The sequence below is a fragment of the Pantoea sp. X-Soil-TKNS-1280 genome (assembly GCF_059730475.1).
The window spans coordinates 645,425-666,714 of the sequence record NZ_AP035963.1 but is presented as its reverse complement, the minus strand read 5'-3'; the positions used below and the strand labels follow the sequence as shown (position 1 = coordinate 666,714).

The 21,290-nt window shown below is 51.6% G+C and carries 31 protein-coding genes; 26 read left to right on the top strand and 5 right to left on the bottom strand.

Annotation, left to right across the window (positions count from 1 at the left end):
- Positions 1 to 5: 5 nt before the first annotated feature.
- The 3 genes from AC6I8X_RS23055 to AC6I8X_RS23045 form a co-directional block, all read right to left on the bottom strand.
- On the bottom strand, positions 6 to 1,025 hold the full coding sequence (locus AC6I8X_RS23055) for a hypothetical protein (RefSeq protein WP_497841247.1): 1,020 nt from the start codon (positions 1,023 to 1,025) through the stop codon (positions 6 to 8).
- Between the two features lie 5 nt (positions 1,026 to 1,030).
- Positions 1,031 to 1,348, bottom strand: coding sequence for a hypothetical protein (locus AC6I8X_RS23050; RefSeq protein ID WP_497841246.1), 318 nt, complete (start codon positions 1,346 to 1,348; stop codon positions 1,031 to 1,033).
- A 178-nt stretch (positions 1,349 to 1,526) separates the two neighbouring features.
- On the bottom strand, positions 1,527 to 2,102 hold the full coding sequence (locus AC6I8X_RS23045; RefSeq protein ID WP_497841245.1) for a helix-turn-helix domain-containing protein: 576 nt from the start codon (positions 2,100 to 2,102) through the stop codon (positions 1,527 to 1,529).
- Positions 2,103 to 2,257: 155 nt separating this feature from the next.
- Here AC6I8X_RS23045 and AC6I8X_RS23040 point away from each other — a divergent pair, with 155 nt between their 5' ends.
- From AC6I8X_RS23040 to AC6I8X_RS22975, 14 genes are all read left to right on the top strand, one after another.
- Positions 2,258 to 2,485, top strand: a complete 228-nt coding sequence (locus tag AC6I8X_RS23040; protein WP_497841244.1) for a hypothetical protein — start codon at positions 2,258 to 2,260, stop codon at positions 2,483 to 2,485.
- A 172-nt stretch (positions 2,486 to 2,657) separates the two neighbouring features.
- Positions 2,658 to 2,852 carry a hypothetical protein gene (locus tag AC6I8X_RS23035; protein WP_497841243.1) on the top strand — a complete coding sequence of 65 codons (195 nt, stop codon included), beginning with the start codon at positions 2,658 to 2,660 and terminating at the stop codon, positions 2,850 to 2,852.
- The gene (locus AC6I8X_RS23030; RefSeq protein WP_497841242.1) at positions 2,852 to 3,640 is read left to right on the top strand and encodes a DnaT-like ssDNA-binding domain-containing protein; all 789 of its coding nucleotides are present in this window, start codon (positions 2,852 to 2,854) and stop codon (positions 3,638 to 3,640) included. Before AC6I8X_RS23035 ends, AC6I8X_RS23030 begins: the two co-directional genes overlap by 1 nt.
- Entirely contained in the window at positions 3,637 to 4,380 is a 744-nt protein-coding gene (locus AC6I8X_RS23025) for a replication protein P (protein WP_497841241.1), read from the top strand. Before AC6I8X_RS23030 ends, AC6I8X_RS23025 begins: the two co-directional genes overlap by 4 nt.
- 110 nt (positions 4,381 to 4,490) lie before the next feature.
- Positions 4,491 to 4,835, top strand: coding sequence for a DUF1064 domain-containing protein (locus AC6I8X_RS23020; protein ID WP_497841240.1), 345 nt, complete (start codon positions 4,491 to 4,493; stop codon positions 4,833 to 4,835).
- 2 nt (positions 4,836 to 4,837) lie between these two features.
- Positions 4,838 to 5,020 carry a hypothetical protein gene (locus AC6I8X_RS23015; protein WP_497841239.1) on the top strand — a complete coding sequence of 61 codons (183 nt, stop codon included), beginning with the start codon at positions 4,838 to 4,840 and terminating at the stop codon, positions 5,018 to 5,020.
- 72 nt (positions 5,021 to 5,092) lie between these two features.
- A complete protein-coding gene (locus AC6I8X_RS23010; RefSeq protein WP_497841238.1) occupies positions 5,093 to 5,572 on the top strand; it encodes a hypothetical protein in 480 nt (159 codons plus the stop codon).
- Entirely contained in the window at positions 5,565 to 6,188 is a 624-nt protein-coding gene (locus AC6I8X_RS23005; RefSeq protein WP_497841237.1) for a hypothetical protein, read from the top strand. The genes AC6I8X_RS23010 and AC6I8X_RS23005 overlap by 8 nt, the downstream gene beginning before the upstream one ends.
- On the top strand, positions 6,181 to 6,519 hold the full coding sequence (locus AC6I8X_RS23000) for a hypothetical protein (RefSeq protein ID WP_497841236.1): 339 nt from the start codon (positions 6,181 to 6,183) through the stop codon (positions 6,517 to 6,519). Before AC6I8X_RS23005 ends, AC6I8X_RS23000 begins: the two co-directional genes overlap by 8 nt.
- Entirely contained in the window at positions 6,512 to 6,850 is a 339-nt protein-coding gene (locus AC6I8X_RS22995; protein WP_497841235.1) for a hypothetical protein, read from the top strand. Before AC6I8X_RS23000 ends, AC6I8X_RS22995 begins: the two co-directional genes overlap by 8 nt.
- Position 6,851: 1 nt before the next feature.
- Positions 6,852 to 7,025 carry a hypothetical protein gene (locus tag AC6I8X_RS22990; protein ID WP_497841234.1) on the top strand — a complete coding sequence of 58 codons (174 nt, stop codon included), beginning with the start codon at positions 6,852 to 6,854 and terminating at the stop codon, positions 7,023 to 7,025.
- Positions 7,026 to 7,096: 71 nt separating this feature from the next.
- Positions 7,097 to 7,360: a hypothetical protein gene (locus AC6I8X_RS22985; protein ID WP_497841233.1), complete on the top strand. Its 264-nt coding sequence runs from the start codon at positions 7,097 to 7,099 to the stop codon at positions 7,358 to 7,360.
- A 69-nt stretch (positions 7,361 to 7,429) separates the two neighbouring features.
- Positions 7,430 to 7,975 (top strand): terminase small subunit, encoded by a 546-nt coding sequence (locus AC6I8X_RS22980; RefSeq protein ID WP_497841232.1) that lies wholly within the window; start codon positions 7,430 to 7,432, stop codon positions 7,973 to 7,975.
- Between the two features lie 134 nt (positions 7,976 to 8,109).
- Positions 8,110 to 9,585: a terminase gene (locus AC6I8X_RS22975; protein WP_497841231.1), complete on the top strand. Its 1,476-nt coding sequence runs from the start codon at positions 8,110 to 8,112 to the stop codon at positions 9,583 to 9,585.
- Here AC6I8X_RS22975 and AC6I8X_RS22970 read toward each other — a convergent pair.
- Together AC6I8X_RS22970 and AC6I8X_RS22965 are read right to left on the bottom strand one after the other, a co-directional pair.
- Positions 9,560 to 10,600, bottom strand: coding sequence for a hypothetical protein (locus AC6I8X_RS22970; RefSeq protein WP_497841230.1), 1,041 nt, complete (start codon positions 10,598 to 10,600; stop codon positions 9,560 to 9,562). The two genes, AC6I8X_RS22975 and AC6I8X_RS22970, sit on opposite strands and share 26 nt — an antisense overlap.
- 505 nt (positions 10,601 to 11,105) lie before the next feature.
- Positions 11,106 to 11,381, bottom strand: coding sequence for an Ig domain protein group 1 domain protein (locus tag AC6I8X_RS22965; RefSeq protein ID WP_497841229.1), 276 nt, complete (start codon positions 11,379 to 11,381; stop codon positions 11,106 to 11,108).
- Positions 11,382 to 12,164: 783 nt separating this feature from the next.
- Here AC6I8X_RS22965 and AC6I8X_RS22960 point away from each other — a divergent pair.
- The 12 genes from AC6I8X_RS22960 to AC6I8X_RS22905 are packed head-to-tail and all read left to right on the top strand — an operon-like array spanning position 12,165 to position 21,282.
- Positions 12,165 to 12,371: a hypothetical protein gene (locus tag AC6I8X_RS22960; RefSeq protein ID WP_497841228.1), complete on the top strand. Its 207-nt coding sequence runs from the start codon at positions 12,165 to 12,167 to the stop codon at positions 12,369 to 12,371.
- 18 nt (positions 12,372 to 12,389) lie between these two features.
- Entirely contained in the window at positions 12,390 to 14,054 is a 1,665-nt protein-coding gene (locus AC6I8X_RS22955) for a portal protein (protein ID WP_497841227.1), read from the top strand.
- Positions 14,051 to 14,389, top strand: a complete 339-nt coding sequence (locus AC6I8X_RS22950; protein WP_497841226.1) for a Bbp19 family protein — start codon at positions 14,051 to 14,053, stop codon at positions 14,387 to 14,389. The genes AC6I8X_RS22955 and AC6I8X_RS22950 overlap by 4 nt, the downstream gene beginning before the upstream one ends.
- Positions 14,386 to 15,111, top strand: coding sequence for a peptidase (locus tag AC6I8X_RS22945; RefSeq protein WP_497841225.1), 726 nt, complete (start codon positions 14,386 to 14,388; stop codon positions 15,109 to 15,111). The genes AC6I8X_RS22950 and AC6I8X_RS22945 overlap by 4 nt, the downstream gene beginning before the upstream one ends.
- Before the next feature lie 10 nt (positions 15,112 to 15,121).
- Complete coding sequence (locus AC6I8X_RS22940) at positions 15,122 to 16,129, top strand: major capsid protein (protein WP_497841224.1); 1,008 nt, start codon at positions 15,122 to 15,124, stop codon at positions 16,127 to 16,129.
- A gap of 9 nt (positions 16,130 to 16,138) precedes the next feature.
- Complete coding sequence (locus AC6I8X_RS22935; protein ID WP_497841223.1) at positions 16,139 to 16,531, top strand: Bbp16 family capsid cement protein; 393 nt, start codon at positions 16,139 to 16,141, stop codon at positions 16,529 to 16,531.
- A complete protein-coding gene (locus AC6I8X_RS22930; protein ID WP_497841222.1) occupies positions 16,524 to 16,796 on the top strand; it encodes a hypothetical protein in 273 nt (90 codons plus the stop codon). Before AC6I8X_RS22935 ends, AC6I8X_RS22930 begins: the two co-directional genes overlap by 8 nt.
- Positions 16,797 to 16,846: 50 nt before the next feature.
- Positions 16,847 to 17,173: a capsid staple protein gene (gp10, locus tag AC6I8X_RS22925; protein ID WP_497841221.1), complete on the top strand. Its 327-nt coding sequence runs from the start codon at positions 16,847 to 16,849 to the stop codon at positions 17,171 to 17,173.
- Positions 17,173 to 17,778: a phage connector family protein gene (locus AC6I8X_RS22920; protein WP_497841220.1), complete on the top strand. Its 606-nt coding sequence runs from the start codon at positions 17,173 to 17,175 to the stop codon at positions 17,776 to 17,778. The genes gp10 and AC6I8X_RS22920 overlap by 1 nt, the downstream gene beginning before the upstream one ends.
- Positions 17,778 to 20,252 carry a phage tail protein gene (locus AC6I8X_RS22915; RefSeq protein WP_497841219.1) on the top strand — a complete coding sequence of 825 codons (2,475 nt, stop codon included), beginning with the start codon at positions 17,778 to 17,780 and terminating at the stop codon, positions 20,250 to 20,252. The genes AC6I8X_RS22920 and AC6I8X_RS22915 overlap by 1 nt, the downstream gene beginning before the upstream one ends.
- Positions 20,252 to 20,731 carry a hypothetical protein gene (locus AC6I8X_RS22910; protein ID WP_497841218.1) on the top strand — a complete coding sequence of 160 codons (480 nt, stop codon included), beginning with the start codon at positions 20,252 to 20,254 and terminating at the stop codon, positions 20,729 to 20,731. Before AC6I8X_RS22915 ends, AC6I8X_RS22910 begins: the two co-directional genes overlap by 1 nt.
- On the top strand, positions 20,716 to 21,282 hold the full coding sequence (locus tag AC6I8X_RS22905) for a virion core protein, T7 gp14 family (RefSeq protein ID WP_497841217.1): 567 nt from the start codon (positions 20,716 to 20,718) through the stop codon (positions 21,280 to 21,282). The genes AC6I8X_RS22910 and AC6I8X_RS22905 overlap by 16 nt, the downstream gene beginning before the upstream one ends.
- Positions 21,283 to 21,290: the final 8 nt, after the last annotated feature.

The window sequence follows — 21,290 nt, the reverse complement described above, 5'->3', positions numbered from 1 at the left end:
GCACCTCAGTAAGTGATGTGGGTGTGGGGGATCTGGTTGTTCATCAGCGCTGTGTAGGCTGCTATAGCCTGCTCACGCGTCAGCCCAGCATGCTCAACCAGACCGGCGACAACCGCAGCACCGATAGTTTTGCGATGTTTCACGTTTGCTTCCCGGCGTGCCTGTTCTTCAGCTTTGCGCTTCTCTTCAGCAAGGCGGGCGTCTTCTGCCTCCCTGGCTTTGCGCTGCTCCGTGGCTATTGCTTCCTGCTTTTCACGTTCAGCACGATCGATAGCCTCTTTTGCTTCGCGTTGCATCTGATCGGCTTTGGCCTGCAACTCACGTTCTCGCTGCTGGGCTGCTTCACGTTCCTTCCGGGTTGCTTCTTCAGCCGCTTCACGTTTCAATTGTTCTTCACGCTGGCGCTGTTGCTGGGCCTCCTGCTCTTTGCGCAGGCGCTCCAGTTCTGCCGCCGCATCTTCGCGCTTTTTGGCCTCCGTGAAAGCCGCTTCCAGCTTCTGTATGGCGGCATCCTTCGCTACACCGGCCTCAGCAGATATTTCCTGCCAACTGTCATCAAGTACCACGGATTTAGCTTCCGCCAGGCGAGACTGAATATCACCGGACGGCAGGTAATTACCTGCGCCGTCGATCACATCTGCCAGCGCTCGCAAATTTACGAGACGCTGATTTAACGCTTCCTGTCGCTCTTTCTCAGCGTTTTCCCAGTCAGTAAGTGGTTTTCGGGTTTCATCGCGGATCCGGTCACACTCAGTGACAAAACGCCGCAATTCAGTCTCGATAATTTTTGGCTGTTCTTTCAGTCGCTTGAGGTAGGCGCGTCCCGGTTCTTCAACCGCTTTTTTGCTTCTCGATACCTGTGCCGCCAGCGAAGCGATACGGTCACGGCCCTTTTTGTTGGTCAGGTCAGGCACTTCTTTGACCTGCTCGCGGATCTGTTTAAGGAACTTTTCCAGACCGTTTTCCACGTAAAGCGTCGGAGCCAGATCGTCGCTGATTTCAATAACTGCAAGGTCGTTACTCATGCTTGTTACTCCATTCCCGCCGCACAGCTTGCGGCCAGTTTTTGTGTGAATACCCACGCAACCCCTTCACGAAAATTGGTGAATGGCATTTCGATGCCGAGTCCGCAGGCGGTAAAGATGTAGTGGCCATTCCGGTAACAAAATTTCATTCGGCGCTCCATGATTACCATTTTGGTAATCTTTTTGGGCAATAGAAAAAGAGATATCGTCACTTTCCAGACAGGCATTCCGGTTCTACGGGTCAGCCTTGCCATCCGGTGGGCGGCCAGATTGAGGTTTGTGATAGCCCGTTTCTGATTTTTAAAGAGCAGAATGATTACCAAATTGGTAACTATTGAAGATAATAATAATCAGATATCAGGCAGTGTCAATCGTTAGCGAGAGAAAAAATTACCAAAATGGTAATCATTTTACATGCTGATGGAAGGAAATCGGAAAAATTACAGGGAGGGTGATACCAGCTGAAAGTGCGTTTGTGACGGTAAATATCCCGCCATACCGTCATTCAACACTGTCTTTCTTGTTCTGCATCAGGACAAACTCAACGAAGCTTGCGATCTTGGCTTTCTCTTCATTTGGCAGCGCTTCATAGGCGTCACGGTCATAGGGGATCTGCCGTGGGTCGTTCTCAGGCATCATCAGTTCATAACCGTTGCGATTAAACGCCAGGGCAATGCCATGCACTGAACTGATTGTCGGATCAATTTCTTTATTGAGAACGCGCTGGATGGTGGACTGTGATATTCCGCTAGCCTTCTGAAGGCGCATCTGCGTACTAAGTGCGGGCGTTGATGACATCATGCTGCGCAGATTGCGGGCAACAATATCGCCGATCGCAAGGTCAACCTGAGGTGGTACGACGCTGTCCCGATCATTGTCGAGCCAGTAATCATCTAGTCCCAGCTTCTTCTCAATTTTACGAGCTGCATTGCTGCCGATGCCTTTTTTTCCAACCCATCGACTGATGAGATTTGGAAGAACGCCAATAGCATTAGCCAAAGCATTCTGCTTGCCACCAAATCTGGTTTCAATGAGGAATATAAGATTACCCTTTCTGATCTCGGAGATCGGTCGCATTTGTTTCCCGGATAAATAATTAGTGTTTATTGCTGACTGAAGCATTAAAGCGCATGTTACCAAATCGGTAAATTTACCATTATGGTAATTAGTGTTGCTTACTGGCACCAGTTAGGTAACAATCAGAGGATTGAAATCGTTATCTGGAGGCCCGAATGACGGCTTTTGACTTCAAAGCGTTCTGGCAGGGACTGACGCCAGGTGAAAAGAAGCAGATTGCGGATGAGGCGGATACTACCGTCTATTATATCCGTACTCATCTGGTGTATAAAACACGCGTACCAAGCCGTAAGCGAATGAATAATTTGTATAAAGCGTGCCAGCGCATTAATCCTGACATCAGCCAGGATCAGCTCGTTTCCTTCTTTTACTCAGCCGCCTGATCACCAAACCTGTTTTACTCAGCCGCCATTTTCGGCGGCTATCCCCTCAGAAAATTCTGCTAAATCTCCTTAAAAATCATACGATGGTTACCAATAATTCACATGTGCCTTGATCTTCGCGTTTTTTGCGTGAAAATAGACAAGAACAAATAACAGATTTTTAAGGTGGACCATGAAAATCATCACCCAGCTGGAGGCTGCAAAGCGTGGCCTTAACAAATTTTACACAGGAAAGGCTTGCAAGCGCGGACACAAGAGCGAGCGCTGGACCATTAGTGGTGAATGTGTCCAGTGCAATGTTGAGCGTGTTTATCGTCGCCGTCGTGAACTCTCCGAGATGCTTAAGGCTGCGCAGGGGGTGATTTAATGGCCCGCATCCGAACGATAAAGCCGGAATTCTGGACCGATGAAGAAATGGCGGAGTTGTCTGAACCCGCCTGCCTGATGGCTATCGGGTTACTCAACTATGCAGATGATGAAGGCTACTTCAACGCCAACCCTAAGCTGATCAAAGCCGCTGTTTTCCCCCTGCGTGAACCGTCCGTTCCTATTACCGTACTGATACGGGAGCTGTCCAGCTGTGGTTATTTGACCCTGTTTTCTACCGCCGACGGGAAGAGTTTTGGCCTGATAACTAACTTTTCAAAACACCAGGTAATAAACAAGCCAAAAGCCAGCAAAATCAGAGAATTAACATTGATACCTGATGAGTCCCGTACAGATACGGGACTTGTACCACCTGGAATGGATCAGGGATCAGGGATCAGGGAAGGGAATCAAACCCCATATATAGCGCCCGAAGAAAATTTTCCTGAAAGCCAGGCATCACATCCCGGCGAAGTTACTCCAACCATTGTCCCTACCGGAAAGTTTCCTTTAGTCAGCGGCTGGCTACCGTCACCTGACTTTTTCATGCGTGCAGCAACATGGGGTGTGATTCTCGACCCTGAGGAGTACAGGCCTGAGTATCTTGCAGCTTTCATCGCTTACTGGCAGGGAGAGGGCAAAGCATTCACCCAGGTGCAGTGGGAGCAGAAATTTGCAAGGCATCTTGAGCACAAGAAGAACGAAGCCGCAAAACGGAAGGATAAGCAACCGCTCGACTTCAATAACACAGACTGGATCCACGCAATCAGAGACGGGAAAACCATATGACTGACATCACCACACATCTACAGAATTTCAGGTTTGACCAGGAGTACATCCCGGCAGGCGCACAGAATAAAAATGCCGAATGGGAAAGGGCAGCATCCCTGTTCAATGGCATATTTGAGCAACTGCGGGCAGCGTTCCCCGCCAGCGCAACGGCATTAAAAAGTCAGAGCGATATCGACACGTTACGTCAGCAGTGGGTTTTGGCTTTTACTGAGAACGGTATCAGCACGTTGCAACAGATCGAAGCAGGTATGCGACATGCCCGCCAGCAGGAAAGCCCATACCTGCCATCGCCGGGTAAGTTTGTATCCTGGTGCAAAGACAGCAGCACAGTGCTGGGGATCACCATTGATGATGCGATGGCAGAATTCCACCGATACAACCGTGATCGCAGCAGATACCAGACACCAGAGAAGTTCAGCTGGTCAAAGCCGGTGATGTACTGGATTGTCACTGAAGCCCGGCGCGCCATGTACCAGAGGCAGCTGAGTGAAGCCGAAGTCGAGAACTTCATCCGTCGGAAAATGGCTGACTGGGCGAAGAAGGTGGCATCCGGAGAGCAGATCCCCGATCCGGTTAAGACGATTGATAAGCCTATTCCTGTACAGACAGAGCATCCCGGATCTGAATCCTGTGAAACCCGATACATGCCAAACGCGGCGAACCTCGGCAGTGTTACCCCGGCCATGTGGTTGCATCAGGAATACCTGAGGCGTAAGGCAGCCGGTATGAAGGTTTAGCCATGCCTGTAATGTTTACCAAAAAGGTAAGTTTAATCTGATTTCAGGCTGTTTTTGTGTTGAAAAAGATTACCTAAATGGTAATCATATAACCAATAAGGTAACGCACGATGCGGAAGAAATTACAGGCGCTGGGAAGGCTTAAACCCGGTGTCATGAACAAAACCGAACAGGCGTATGCGAACCAGCTAGAGCTGCGTAAGCGTGCCGGTGATGTGCTCTGGTATCGCTTCGAGGGTATCAAGCTGCGCCTGGCGGACAGCACGTTCTATACGGCGGATTTCGCCGTCATGGTGGCCAACGGTGAACTTGAACTGCATGAGGTAAAGGGGTTCTGGACTGACGATGCACGGGTGAAAACCAAAGTCGCCGCCGGACAATACCCGATCCGCATCATAGCAGTGACGGCAAAAAAGGTATCAGCCGGGGGCGGCTGGGAAATTGAGGAGTTCTGACCATGTCAGCAGGAAAGGCAGCAGCAATCACATTCGTTTCCTGGGTGCTACTCGGTGTGCTGTTCTTCGGTCTGGTCGGTATTGAATGGCACACCGACGGTTGCCTGCTCGCTGGCTCTTTTACCCTCATCGTCGCCAGCGTCAGCGCGCTCTACGTGTACGACTCCAGTAAGAAAACGGGTTAACAAACAGCACGATTAAACGTGTTAAGTCAGCGAAATGTAATCTCATATAACAGACTGAGGCGAAAAAATAATATGGAAAATAATGAGTTAAGCAAGGTTAAGGCGGAATTAGCATCCCTGCAACAAAAGCTGGATGCGATGACGGCGGAGAACGTAGCACAGAACGGTATTCTGGAAGCCGTGCGTGGAGTGGCTAATAACTCTCAGGGTATCGCAGGATGGCACCTTAACGGCGATATAGCAGGATGGGATGAAATCCTGCCAGAAATCAATGATGCCGAAACCCCAGCTACTGACGCGGCCATCAATGCGCTGCGGGAAGATGCAGTTAAGAGCCACCTGGCATCAGACGAATTCCAGATCGACCTTGCTGTGGCGTGGGCGCGTGTCGATGGCCTGGATGACCGCGACCTCGATACCGTCATTTGGGAAGGTCAGCCACCAGAGCCAATGGGGAGTGTGTTTGATTGGGAATATCTTCCCCGTGCCGGTCAGGTGATTGAGAAGCTCCGCACAGCCGCGCAGGCTGATAAGGATGCTTACCATGCGTGAACGCGGAATGATTTTCAACGCCGACATGGTTCGGGCAGTTCTGAATGGCAGCAAGACGCAGACGCGCCGCATGTTGTCGCCTCGCCAACTCAAGATGATCGATGCTGCTGCCGGTATTGGTGAGTGTTATCCGCTTGAGTCCGGCTACCAGCATGCAAACAGTCAGAGCTATTACCGCGAGTGGTGCCCGTTCGGTGCAGTAGGTGATCGCCTGTGGGTGCGTGAAACATTCGGGTTTGAAGTTAAATCAGTTGGAGGTGGCCCACACGAGTATCTTGTTTACCGCGCATCAAAGCCTGATGCGGCACGGGCATATTATTCCGATGGAACGCCTTACCCAATGAAATGGACCCCAGCCATTCACATGCCCCGTCGTTATTCCCGCATAACGCTGGAGATTACCGGCGTTCGCGTGGAGCGGTTACGCGATGTGTCGGATGAAGATGCACGCAGCGAAGGCTGTCCCGCACAGTTGCCAGACAACCCGGAAGACAAGTGCCAGGCACGCACATGGTTTCGCGGTCTGTGGAGTGAAATCTACGGAGAGGAAAGCTGGCAGGCTAACCCGTGGGTGTGGGTCATTGAGTTTAAGCGCGTGGAGGCACCTCATGATTAGCAATGAGAGGCTGGAAGAGCTTGCCGGTGACTTTATTTTGAATGGATTTGCCACGGTTGGAGAATGCACGGAAATAGCTCGTGAGCTGCTGGCGCTGCGCAAGTCTCACAAAGAGCTGAAGCACGCTGTAATGGAGGAAGCCGCAAAACTTTCCCGTGGTGACTGCATGGCACCCATGCGCCAGCTTCTTCAGAATGACCCCGGCAGAGTTATTACCCGAAAAAGAGTTTTTGATTACTTCGAACGATGTGAAGAAAGAATCATGAGAGTTTCGGCGGCACTGGTTCAGGCAACGCGCAAACCGGAAAATGATGGGGGTAAGGATGCCTAAATCAGCAGCTGAGCGTAAAAAGGAACAGCGGGCACGTCAGGCCGCTGCCGGAGAACAAAAGCTGGAGCTGATTCTGGATGCGCAGGAGCTGGCAATGCTCGATTATGACTGTGCTCACCGGCGCCCGGGTCGTGAACCCTATTCGCGGGAAGAACTGGTATCGCTGATGATCCGCAAATATCACGCAGAACTGTTGGCGCTGGAGCACGAGTTAGGCGCACGCCAGTGCGGTAAGTGCGGGGATCAGTTGCCTGTGCAGGATTGTCCGTGTAAAGGTGAAGTGGCGTGCTGGGCGCGCTACGGGTGGCATGAAACAAAACTGGAGCTGTAATGTGACCAAAGAAGAGTTTACAGAAAAGCTGCGACAGATATCCAATGATGGTAAAGGCGGTGATGCTGAACTTCCGCATATGTATGCTGACGAATTAATCATTCAATGGCTTCGGGATTCTGGCTGCGAAGAAGCTGCAGACATCTTTGAGCAGATGGAAAAGTGGTATTCTTAGTTGTGACATGTCACGAAAAATAAAACGGCTCTGTTATACTGTTTTTATAAACAGTGTTTCAGGGCTTTTTTATGCGCAGCGTAAACTTCAGCGGTCACAAGTTTGTATTCCTCGGCAAAGGCGAACGGGCACCAGACCCATATGAAAACCGTAACTTCGTCGGCATGACCATTGTCTGGCAGCGCAAGAGCGGCAAGTGGGATGTGCGTGACTTCCAGCAAGGCGAATGGGTGGAGATTACCGACCAGAAGTTCGATACCGAGAACGAAGCATTCAACTTTGCTTACGACCGGTATACAGAACACTGGGACCGGATATATGCACGTTACGACTAAGCCGCCATTTGGCGGTTTTCTTTTGCATGATAAGATTACCAAAACGGTAATTATTCGGAGGTTTTACCCGTGCCGAGACCACAGCCCAAGACTGAACTCACCGAGCAGATGGTCAGATTCTGCGAGGAGATGGTGAAGAATCCCGACGACCAGACTGCCGCCGCCATCGCTGCTGGGTATAAACCTGCCACAGCGGCGCAGGCCGCCAGCCGTCTGATGAAAGATACCCGGGTGAAACAGCGCATCGCGCAGCTACGACAAGCGCGCAGCCGGCGGACCAAAATCGATGCAGATACCGTACTGCTTAAGCTGGCTGAGATGATTGAGGCTGATGTAGGTGACATCCTGGACGAGACCGGGGCCATAAAGCCGATCAAACAGTGGCCAGCGGTATGGCGTAAATCGGTATCCGGTTTCGACGTGCTGGAGATGGAAGACGGTAACGCCGTACTGAAGAAGGTCAAGTTGCTGGACAAGGTCAGAATTCTTGAACTGATTGGCCGCCACGTTGATGTTTCAGCGTTCCGCGACAAGGTTGAAGTCGAGGTGAATATCAGCCTTGCCGATCGCCTGGCAAAAGCCCGCAAGCGCGCAGCAGGTGGTGACAATGAGTAATCAGGATGAGATGACAAAGCTGAACGGTTTCATGCGTATGCAACAGCGGTGGGCAGCTATTTTCGCTTTAACGATGGCCGCCGGGTGTGTCTTCGGAATTGTAATGATATGCATCGCATTATGGAAAATGCACCATGTCTAATGCCGCCGCCGATCTGGAAATGCAGCTGATTGAGGATATTGCCGGTTTCACCCATGACCCATACGGGTATGCGTTGTATGCGTTCCCATGGGGCGAAGAGGGCACAGACCTCGCTCACTCCAAAGGTCCGCGCAAATGGCAGGCCGAGGCGTTTAAAGAGATTGGCGAGCACCTGCAAAATCCTGAGACACGGCACCAGCCGCTGATGCTGGCGCGTGCTTCCGGCCACGGTATCGGTAAATCAGCGTTCATTTCCATGCTGGTGAAGTGGGGCATGGACACCTGTGAGGATTGCAAGGTGGTGGTCACCGCCAACACCGATAACCAGTTGCGAACGAAAACGTGGCCTGAAATCGCCAAATGGCAGCGCCTCAGTATCACCCGTGACTGGTTCACCGCCACCAAAACGGCGATTTACAGCAATGATTCTGCCCACGATTCAGCATGGCGCGCTGACGCTATTCCGTGGTCAGAGCATAATACCGAGGCATTTGCTGGCCTGCACAATGAGCGCAAGCGCATCATCCTGGTGTTCGATGAGGCATCAAACATTGCCGATCTGGTGTGGGAAGTTGCTGAGGGTGCGCTGACCGATGAAGACACCGAAATCATCTGGGTGGCGTTCGGTAACCCGACACGTAACACCGGGCGTTTCCGCGAATGCTTCCGCAAGCTGCGCCACCGCTGGAAGGCGAAGCAGATCGACAGCCGAACAGTGGAAGGCACCAACAAGGAACAGTTGCAGAAGTGGGTGGATGACTACGGCGAAGACAGCGACTTTGTGAAAGTCCGTGTGCGCGGGCAGTTCCCGTCAGCATCAGAATCCCAGTTTATTCCGTCTGGGCTGACCGATGCAGCCGTTGGAAGGGTGATCACGGAGTCGCAGGTAGCCCACGCGGCTACAGTCATTGGCGTTGACCCATCGCACCAGGGTAAAGATCCGGCTGTTATCTACCTGCGCAAGGGGCTGCACTGTAAAAAACTGGGCGAATATCCTCGTACCACCGATGACGTATGGTTTGCGAAGGTGATCGCCGACTTTGAGGATCAGTATCAGGCTGACGCGGTGTTCATCGATTATGGCTATGGCACCGGGCTGAAATCCGTTGGCGATAACTGGGGCCGAAACTGGCAGCTGATTCAGTTCGGCGGCGGCTCTACGGATCCAGAAATGGCGAACAAGCGCGGGGAAATGTACAACTCAGCGAAGAAGGCACTCAAAGATGGTGCGCAGCTGGATAGCCAGGAGCTGGCCGACGAGCTGTCAGCACCTGAGTACAAAGTCAGGCTGAAGGACAGCCGCAAGATATTGCAGGACAAGGAAGAAGTGAAAGACACGCTGGGCCGGTCGCCTAACAATGCTGATGCCTACGTGCTGACATACGCCTTCCCGGTTGTGAAGAAGTCGCAATATGTTGGGGGCCATGAACAGGGCATGAGCATTACAGATTATGATCCATACTCATGACCTCAGGTCTTTCCACGTTATAACGACCGTTTGACAGTAAATAATTAAGCTCATTTAAGAATTCATTTATTCTATTGAGGTTTTCCTGAGAAAGGGAAGGCTTAAGTTCATTATCTACTTTTTTATGAAACTCATCTCTTTGATTTTTAATTTTATCGAGTAGGGTTATAGTTATGTTTTCAAAGTTCATATGATCTTGGTAATTAATTTTAATTCTGTTGATTCGTTCTACCAGCTCGATTATCTCGGTTTTTCTGGTTTTTAAATCATTATTTACTGAATTTAACCTTGCTTCTAGATCCTTGTTTTTTGTGATTATTTTTTCGTTTTCGGCGTTTGCTTCCTTCAAGGGGCCTAGCTTCGCCGTTAAACCATTTATTTCTTTTTCTAAATTTATCTTTATACCTTCTTGGTTTTCAATTAATACGTGATTGCTTTGTGTTTGAGATATTAATTTATCGTTTTCAGCTCTGTTTTTACTAAGTTCTTTTCTTAGTTCATCTGTTCTTTCATTGTTTATGAAAGCGTTTAGTGTGTCTTCTGAAATTTCCCTTTCAATTCTCGCTCTGATTTTGTTCTTTAAACCTTCACTTTCTTCGATATCATGGTCTAGATCCTGTCGTCTCTTTACCGTTTCTTTCTGGGTGTTTTCGTTCATTCCTTCAATTTTACTAAAAATCCACTTATGTACATATTGAGTCAGCCAGATAAAGAATGGGTATAAAAAAGTGAATGCTAATGCTGCTAGGAATGGATAAGTCAGATTTTGGGTTATTGTTGATAAGTGATTTTGCTCAATGTGTTGTGGAGGGAACTCACCTTTCAATAAATATATTTTTGTTAATACCTTGTCGTCAGACATAAAAAAATAAGCGATTTTATCCCAGTTCAAAACTAGCCATGAGGTAACGAATGTTCCAAAGAAAGCACTTCTTGCCTTGAACGAAACAGACTCCTGAACTGGCTTGATAATAATATCCTTTATGCCATCAATAACTTCTTTTATATCTGCCATGCTGTCACCAGATTGGTAATTGATTTTTAACCAATCTTAGCTATAACCTTGCACTAGGAATAGTCTCACCCACGATTTTTCAGACAAAAATAGAAGGATATTTCATCCGGTGCACAGCTTGCATACAGAAACTTAAGCTTATGTGTAGTGGATAGCGATTATGGCAACAACCAATGCTATAAGTGCAACGAGTAACGATACTCCTGTAAGTAACAGGGACGCTGTATTCACCATTCTCTGATAGTAGAAAACGCGCATTGACTCGATCGTTTGATCTACCTTATCAGGGTCTCTAAGGCCGTTCGGGAATGTTTTATTGTAACTTTCAAATATCTTTCTCTCGATAGCCTTATGAAGCGCCATGTTCCACTCGTCAGTAAAGTTCACGAAAGCATCGGCAATTCTCTGTTTTATTGTCATTTTACATCATTGCGTTTGGGATTTTTTCGATCATATCAGAATGAAAAGGCCCGCGCACTGGCGGGCTTCAAGGAGGAAATAAGGGTTACAGATACTTCTTCGCCAGCGCCTTCAGCTCGCCTTTAGCGGCTGCGCCTAGCTGTTCAACGCCACTTTCAACAAATGCCAACGCGGCTTCGAAATCGGCCACGCCGGTTTTGACTTCAGTAATCGGAGACGCGGGATCGTTACCAACAGTCGCAGGAACAACTACAGTCGCCGGTTGCACAGCAGCAGTATTATTCAGTGGTTCTGACATTTCGGTGCTCTCTTCTTTGGGATGGATAAACAGGCTTTTCAGCCAGGTCAGGAAGGATTTCATAGTCGGCCTTCAGTTAAAAAAAGGCCCGCAGCGACGCGGGCAACAAACCAGACCTCAGGAATGCACCTCTTCGGGTACAGAGAGAAGCCATCGCAATGGCGTCCGTCTGTGCCAAAAAAGGGCGGACTCAGTGACACTGGGATAAACACTGAGCCGCCAACTGCACACACCAATGGATATAACGGTCCTGCGGCACATCGGTGATGACATTCACCGTCTCTAAAGCGTCCGAAAACACCCGGCAAATGCCATCAGCGTTGTGTGCCACACTAACGCAGTGGCTTCGGGGCTTTAACGTCTTTCCGATTAACGACAGCGGCAGTGTGATAAATCACTAATGCCCACTTTGGTTGTGATGGCCGGGGCTGAAAATCCCAGCATCTGTGGAGGTCTTGTTGTCAGGTTGTCTGGAACGGCAGCAATGCCTGACCACATCCCGTCGAATTTACTCGGCGACAATTCCCACAGTATTAAAACCGCTACCTTTAGCGCATCAGCCTGCGCATTCACCACAACGGAAAGCGCCATCTCCATGCAATGCAAGGGTGGGACTTACCACCAAATGACGCTTACCTGTTGTGTGCTGACCTCCCAGCCAGCGCGGTTCGGGTAATACGCAATCACGTAGTTTACGAACTGGCAGTCTTTTTCGGTGCTGCCCCCGGTACATCCTGCAATCGATAATTACCATTATGGTAACTATTGTCAAATCATTTCTCCAGCAATGGTAATAATTACCCACATATGATTTAATTTTGGTAATTCTGGAAAGGAGTTACAGCCATGTGTATTGGTTCCACGCCGTCAGTTCCATCCACTGCCGAAGTTCAGGCCACACCTCAGGTTCAGGACAGCGCTGTTGTCGATGCCCGCGATGAAGAAACACGCCGCCGCCGCGCTGCTGCCGGGCGTGCATCAACCCTGCTGACCGGTGCTCAGGGTGACACCTCTCAGGCCAATACCAGCAGCAAAACGCTGCTGGGCCAGTAACCACGCATCGGGGCAATCATGGCTGAAGAGACACTGAAACAGAGACTGAATAAGCAGCTCGGGCTGCTGAAGCAGGAGCGAACCTCTTTCGAATCGCACTGGCGTGACCTGTCTGATTTTATCAGCCCGCGCTCCAGCCGTTTTCTCGTTTCTGATGCCAACCGCGACGAACGCCGTAACACCAAAATTGTAGACCCGACTGCTACCCTGGCTGAGCGCACGCTCTCCAGCGGAATGATGTCTGGTATCACCAGCCCGGCACGCCCGTGGTTCAAACTGGCATTGCCGGATCCGCAGATGATGGATTATGGCCCGGTCAAAATGTGGCTGGAGACGGTGCAGAACCGCATGAACGACATGTTCAATAAGTCGAACCTGTACCAGTCACTGCCTATAGTTTATGCCCAGCTCGGCACCTACGGCACGGCCGCTATGGCTGTGCTGGAAGATGACGAAGACGTGATACGCACGATGCCTTTCCCGATCGGAAGCTATTACGTGTCGAACAGCGCTAGGCTGAGTGTTGACACCGTGTTCCGTGAGTTCCGTATGACCACGCGCCAGCTGGTTGATAAGTTCGGAATTGATAACGTCAGCGATTCGGTTAAGGGTGACTGGAACAACCAGCACACCGAAAAATGGCACGATATCGTGCATGCGGTCTATCCCAATGTCAGCCGTGACACCGGCCGTTTCGACGCCAAAAACAAGAGATACAAATCAGTTTATTTCGAATCCGCCGGGCGTGGTGATCAGGTGTTGAGCGAATCGGGTTATGACGAATTCCCGATCCTCGCGCCACGCTGGGAAGTGAACGGCGAAGATGCGTATGGCAACAATTGCCCGGGCATAACCGCCCTGGGCCAGGTTAAAGCTTTGCAGCTTGAGCAGAAGCGCAAAAGCCAGTTGATCGACAAGGCCACAAACCCGCCGATGGTTGGACCTTCAGCACTGAAGTCCCAGCGAGTTTCCCAGTTACCAGGAGCTATCACCTATGTCGATCAGCTCACCGGGCAGGAAGGGCTTAAACCTCTATACATGGTTAATCCGCAGACTGCTGATCTGGTGGCCGATATTCAGGACACACGCGAGATTATCCGCAGCTCCTATTTCGTTGATCTGTTCCTGATGCTTCAGAACATCAACACCCGCAGCATGCCAGTTGAAGCCGTCAACGAACTCCGCGAAGAAAAACTTCTGATGCTCGGTCCGGTGCTGGAGCGCCTTAACGATGAATTCCTTGATCCGCTGATTGACCGCGCGTTTTCCATCATGGCTCGCAAAGGCATGCTGCCGCCAGCACCAGAAGTGATGCAGGGCATGCCATTGCGCATTGAATACATTTCCGTGATGGCTCAGGCGCAGAAGTCTATTGGCGTCAGCAGCATTGAACGCTTTGTCGGCTTTGTCGGACAGGTTGCACAGGCCAAACCTGAGGCACTGGACAAACTCGATACCGATCAGCTTATCGACAACTACGCAGATGCGGTTGGCGTATCCCCGACTGTGGTTGTTCCGGATGAGGTTGTGCAGCAGGTGCGCCAGCAACGCGCTGAACAGCAACAGCAGTTGCAGCAGATTCAGATGGCGCAGGCCGCCGTGCAGGGTGCAAAAGACCTTAGTCAGACCAGCCTGGAAGGCCGTAACGCTCTGACTGCAATGGCGGTAGGTGACCAGCAATGAGCGAGTTAACGCCAGAGCAGGAAGAAAAACTACTTCGGGATGCAGAGATAAAGCAGCGCGATCTGGCAAGGCGTCAGCGTGATGACCTTATCCATGTGATGGACTCGCCGCAGGGCCGCCGTTTCATTTGGAGCATGCTGATAAATGCTGGCGTTTTCGCCATTTCCTTCACCGGCGACAACAACGCCACCAATTTCAATGAAGGCCGTCGCAGTGAGGGCCTGCGCCTGTTTTCTGATGTCATGCGTTACTGCCCAGAGCTTTATATGACGATGGCAAAAGAAGCCAGTGACGATGAATCATCCAGCTCTGCCAATCCCCAAGAGGCTCTATGAACAGTTTATTTAAAAAGCTATTTAACGCCCGTTACCAGTCAGAGGCGGCATCCGCTGAAACACCTAACCCGGGCGATGGTGGCGGTGGTGGTGCACCTGGTACGCAGCAGGGCGGCACGCCTGAAAAATCAGACGATAAACCTGGCGTTGATAAGCCGGGGGGTGATCCGGAAAAGCCTGATGATGGCAAGCCTACGGATGGTGATGGCAAGTCAAAAGAGGGCGATCCAGCCAAGAAAGAGGATGAGCCGCAGGGTGCCCCGGAGAAATATGAGTTTAAGGCACCTGAGGGCAGTGAGCTGGATAAGGACGCAGTGGCCCAGTTTGAGCCTATCGCCCGGGAACTGAACCTGACGCAGGACCAGGCGCAGAAGCTGATCGACCTGTACGGCAAAGATGTAATGCCGAAGATGCTGACCCAGCAGGCTGAAAAATGGAAACAGCAGGTTGCTGACTGGGGCGTTTCCGCCAAAAGCGACAAAGAGTTCGGCGGCGATAAATTCGACGCCAGCATGGGGAAAGCTAAACAGGCGATGGATCAGTTTGCAACGCCTGAATTTCGTGAATTCCTCGAATCAACCGGCCTCGGCAACCATCCCGAAATGGTGCGTTTTGTCGTGAAGGTCGGAAAGAGTATGGCGGAGGACGTCATGCATACCGGTAGTAGTCAAGACAGCGGAGGCAATGACCTTGTATCCGCGTTTTATCCCAGCAAGAAGTGAGGAGTGAAACATGGCTTTAATTGGTCAGACACTGCCTACGTTGCTTGACGTGCACAACCGCACCGATAAAAACGGTCGTCTCGCGACGATCGTTGAGCAACTGGCAAAAACCAACGACGTGCTTACGGATGCCATTTATGTGCCGTGTAACGATGGCTCTAAGCACAAAACTACCATTCGCTCAGGTATTCCTGAGCCGGTCTGGCGTCGCTACAACCAGGGCGTCCAGCCAACCAAATCACAGACCGTGCCGGTAATTGATACCACTGGTCAGCTTTATGATTTGGGGTTTATTGACAAAGATCTGGCAGACCGAAGCAATAACTCGTCTGCGTTCCGCGCGTCTGAGAGCATGGGCAAGCTGCAGGGATTCAACAACAAGGTTTCCCGCTATACGTTCTATGGCAACTCAAATGCTGAACCTGATGCTTTTATGGGCCTGGCTCCGCGCTTTAACACTCTGAGCACTTCAAAGGCTGCGACTGCCGAAAACGTTCTCAATGGTGGCGGTACCGGAACCACCAATACCTCCATCTGGTTCATGTCATGGGGTGAAAACACCGCGCACATGATTTACCCCGATGGGTCTATTGCTGGTTTCCAGCATGAAGATCTCGGTGATGACCTGGTGTCTGATGGCAATAACGGTTTTTACCGTGCTTATCGCGACGAGTTCAAATGGCAGCTGGGCCTGTCCGTCCGTGACTGGCGTTCAATCTCCCGCATTGCAAACATCGATGTTACGACGCTGAAGAAAGACGCTTCAACCGGCGCGGACCTTATCGACATGATGGTTGATGCCTACTACCAGCGCGATGTGGCAATGCTGGGCGATGGCAAAGAGGCTATCTACTGCAACAAAACCATTCACGCCTTCCTGCACAAGCAGGCGATGAACGCCAAAAACGTCAACCTGACCATCGACGAATACGCAGGGAAAAAGATTGTTCTTTTCCTCGGTATCCCGATCCGCCGCGCTGACGCCATCCTCAACACCGAATCAGCCGTTACGGCATAAGGGGGAAAAATGTTGCTCGATCAGCAAGCCATTTTCTCAAGCGCACAGGCCATCACGGCAACAGCAGTGTCAACCAATGTGATTGACACCGGTTCTGCTAAAGATGCCGGTGCGGCCGGGGAAATCCCGATGCTGATTCAGATTGTTGAGGCATTCAACAACCTGACCAGCCTGACCATCACTGTTCAGACCGACAGCGATTCGGCTTTCGGCACCGCCGTTGATCTGGTCTCTCTTGTCGTCCCGATTGCCAGCCTAGTTGTGGGATACAAAGGTCCGATCATCGTGCTGCCGATGAACCTGAAGCGCTATATCCGCCTGAACTTCACCGTAACCGGTACTGCACCGACCACTGGCAAAGTGACTGCTGGTATTACCGGGGGAGTGCAGACCAATGCCTAAGTACACCGTTAAGCATCGCTCTTTTATCAATGGTCGCCTGCATGAGCCAGGCGATGAAATCGAGTATGAAGGTGATGCTGGCCACAATCTTGTGGCACCTGGAACGGTGCTGGAGCAGACCCCGGTAATTGACCCGGAGGAAGAGAAAAATCTCCAGGCACTCCGTGATCTCTACGAGCAACTGTTTGGTCAGAAGCCCGGCAACATGAAGGCTGAGACCATGCAACAGAAGATCGACGAGAAGAAAAAAGAACTCGGGGCTTAACCGGCAACAAGCAAGGGGCCGGTTGGCCCCTTCTTTTTCAGGAGCGTCACATGAAAGTCGTCAATATGAAAACCGGTACTGAGTCAGTTGAGGGCGATAACGGACAGACGGAAACACGCGATGAATATCCGTGGGGGCTGCGTTTATCTCTTGACGGCGATGCGCTGAAAAAGCTGGGTGTTGCTGTCCCAAAAGTAGGCGATGTGCTGGCGATCGGTGGTCTGGTCAAGGTCGTTGGCGTCAGTACGAATGAGGCTGAAGGTGGTGAATCGCGCAGCAATGTCGATTTTCAGATAACCGATCTGGGAATGGCTCAACCGAATCAGGATGAAGCTAAAAACCTCCAGAATGCGTTTTATCCTGGCGGAGATGATTAATGGCCTCTGTCATCGAAATCTGCAACATCGCGCTCAGTCGCCTGGGTAACAGCCGTTCTATTAACAGCCTGACAGAGCAGAGCAAAGAGGCAGGGTTATGTAACCTGCACTACGGTTCTGCGCTTGAAGAGGTGCTGTCAGATTTCGACTGGAACTTTGCCATTAAACGTGTGGCGCTGGCTGACACGGGTAATGCCCCGCCTGACTGGCAATATGCCTACCGCTACCCGACTGACTGTATGCGCATTACTGAAATCATGTTTCCTGGCATGCGTAACCCGCCGGAACGGATGCGCGTTGAATATACGGTCGGCAGTGACAGCGATGGTACCGGCAAACTGATTTACACGGATCAACCACAGGCATGGCTTAAATATGTCACTAAAGTGACAGACCCCAATATGTTCGATGCCCTGTTCCGCAGCGCGCTGGCGTGGAAGCTGGCGGGTGAAATCGGCATGCCGCTGTCCAGTGCCCCAACACTGGTGCAGAACTCTTTGACGATGTACGCCCAGATCATCCGCAGCGCTGGCAGCCACTCGCTGAATGAGAGTCAGGAACCGGTTGAGCCTGAGAGCGAATTTACCAGCGCGAGGCTCAACTGATGGCAAACAGTCTTATTCAGCCGTCCTTTGCTGGCGGAGAAATAGCGCCAAACATGTATGGCCGCGTTGACCTGGCTAAGTACGCCGTGGCACTGCGGCGCTGCAGGAATTTCATCGTGCGCCAGTATGGTGGTGTAGAGAACCGCCCCGGCACCCGTTTTATTGCTGAAGCCAAATATCCTGATCGGAAATGCCGCCTTATCCCGTTCCAGTTCTCCACAGTGCAGACCTACGCGCTGGAGTTCGGTGACGGTTATATGCGCGTATTCAAGGATGGTGGCCAGGTGCTGACCGACAGCAATGAAATATACGAGCTGGCGACACCGTATCAGGAAGCTGATCTGTTTAACCTGAAGTTCACGCAGTCAGCTGATGTTATGACGATCTGCCACCCGTCCTATCCGCCGCAGGAGTTACAGCGTTACGCACATAATAACTGGGCGATTGTAGAGGTAACGACCAAAAACGGCCCATTCGAGGACATCAATGTTGATGAAGCCAAAACGGTTTATGCCAGCGATGAAACAGGCACGATCACGCTGACCGCCAGCAGCGCTATCTTTGGCGCTGAACAGGTAGATAAGCTGTTTTATCTTGAGCAGCAGGCGGTTGATTCGGTGCCAGTGTGGGAAACCAGTAAAACCGTAACTATCGGATTGATGCGCCGTGCTGACGATAACTATTATCGGGCCAATACCGCGGGGAAAACCGGAACATTGCGCCCGTCGCACACCGAGGGTATGGCCTGGGATGGGTGGGGCGGTGAAGGCGATGATGATACCGGCGTGCAGTGGGAATACCTGCACTCTGGTTTTGGAATCTGTCGCATCACTGCTGTGTCAGCGGATGGCCTGACGGCGACAGCGACTGTTATTTCCCTTATTCCCTCAAATGCAGTGGGTAGCGCTAATGCATCTTACAAATGGGGCCGTTACGCCTGGAACAGTGTAAACGGCTATCCCGGTACTGTGGCGTATTATCAGCAGCGCCTTATTTTCGCCGCGTCAACCGCCTATCCACAGACTGTCTGGTGCAGCCGGTCTGGTGATTATAAGGACTTTGGAAAGAGCAATCCCATTACTGACGAAGACCGTATCGTCTACAACTACGCCGGACGTCAGGTAAATGAAATCCGCCATCTGATTGATGTTGGCTCCCTGATAGCTCTGACATCGGGCGGCCAGTTCCAGATCAAGGGTGATCAGAATAATACCCTGACGCCGAGTTCCTTCTCATTCAGTTCACAGGGTGCTGACGGGTGCAGCGCCACACCGCCGATCACTGTCAGCAATATCGCGCTTTTCATTCAGGAAAAGGGCAGTGTGGTGCGCGACCTGGCCTATTCGTTTGACGTGGACGGCTATCAGGGCAGCGATTTAACCGTGCTGGCTAATCATCTGTTTCAGGGTTATCAGCTGGTTGACTGGTCCTTCACCGTGGTGCCTTACTCCGCCGGCTGGGTCATCCGCAGTGACGGCATGTTGCTGTGTCTGACCTATCTCCGTGATCAGCAGGTTTTCGCCTGGGCACCTCAGCCCGGTGACGGCATTTTCGAATCGACATGCAGCATCGGTGAAGGCACCGAAGACGCGGTTTATTTCAGCATTCAGCGCACTGTTAATGGCTCGGTGAAACGTTATATAGAGCGTCTGAATACGCGGCAGTTCGCGGATGATGTCGATGCATTTTTTATCGATTGTGGCCTGAGCTATGACGGTCGAAACACCGACACCAGCCGGACGATGACGCTGACCAGTAGCAATGGCGCATGGGGCTGGGCTGGCCCGTTTACTCTGACTGTCTCCGGCGCTGGTTACTTCAGTGCCGGTAACATAGGTGATGCGGTGTATTTCCCGTACAGCGAAACAGAAAACGATGAGCTGATCGCCAAAACGCTGCGCCTGAAAATACTCGATTACGTCAGTGAAAATGTGGTGACCGTTCAGGCTAATCGCGATGTGCCTGCCGCCTTCCAGGCGACTGCAATATCGACATGGTCTATGGCGCGCATGACATTTACCGGCCTGTCACATCTTGAAGGCAAAACCGTGAGCATTCTCTCTGATGGCAACGTTGAACCGCAGAAGGCGGTGACCGGCGGCAGCGTGACGCTGGAATCTCCCGGCGCTGTCGTTCATATCGGCCTGCCGATCACTGCTGAATTTGAGACGCTGGATATCAATATTTCCGGACAGGAAACACTCCTGGATAAAAAGATGATCATCCCGCAGGTCAGCCTGATTGTTAACTCCAGCCGTGGCATCTGGGCGGGAACAGACAGTCAGCACCTGTATGAGTATCCACAGCGTGAATTTGAGTTTTATGACAATCCGGTTGATGACGCCACCGGCGTGGTGGACATCTCAATTGATGCCAACTGGAATAAGGGCGGCAGGGTATATATCCGGCAGACCGACCCGCTGCCGCTTTCCGTGCTGGCGGTCATCCCGTCGGTGACGGTAGGGGGGCGCTGATGCCAAAGGTAGAGATTATCCCCGCCACCAGTGAGCATGTTGCCGAGCTGCTGCCACATGTTCGCCAGGCCGATATCGATGAATTTGAATCCGGGTGGGGGATGACACCTGTGCAGGTTCTTGATTATGGGCTGCGTCACTCAACCGGGTGCTGGGCCGGGCTGGCAGATGACCAGGTTGTCACTATCTTTGGCGTTACGCCAGCCTGCATCCTGACTGGTCGCGGCACGCCGTGGCTGGTGTCATCTGACCGGCTTGAAAAGTATTCCCGTACCTTTGTCCGCTACAGCAAACCCGTTCTGGCTGCCATTCTGGAAACCTACCCACACCTGGAAAACTACGTTGATGCGCGCAACATAGCAGCCAAACAATGGCTGCGCTGGCTGGGATTCCGGCTGGAAGAACCGGTGCTGGCTGGGCCGAACAGCATGCCATTTCACAGATTCACCTTGGAGAAAAAACCATGTGCGGACCAGTAGCCGTTGGTGTTGCCATGCTGGCTGCCACAGCAGTATCTGCCTACAGCCAGCAACAGCAATCGAAATATCAGTCATCCCTTGCGAACTATAACGCTGACGTCCAGGAGAAATCAGCGAATGCTGCCATTAACGCGGGCAATGAGCAGGCTGCACAACAGCGGCAGCGGGCACGGCAACTTGCCGGAACACAGGCGGCCACACTTGCAGCGAATGGCGTGGACATCAGCAGCGGGACATCTCTCGATATCTTCGGTGATACCGCGCAGCAGGGTGAACTTGATGCGCTCACTACAGTGAACAACGCGCAGCGTCAGGCTTATGGCTTGCAGGCTGAAGCGGCGGCCAGTCGGTCGCAGGCATCCGCTTATTCCTCACTGGGTAATTTGCAGGTCGGTTCGACACTGCTTAACGGTGCAGTTGGCGCGTATGGCGCGTACAGCACGGCGGGCGGATCGGCATTTACTTCCGGTAGCACCGGAGGGAGCGCCAATAATTCCACATTTGGCGCTCTTAAAAGTGCACGTTATGGCAGCAACAGTTTTACATTCTGAGGATCAGT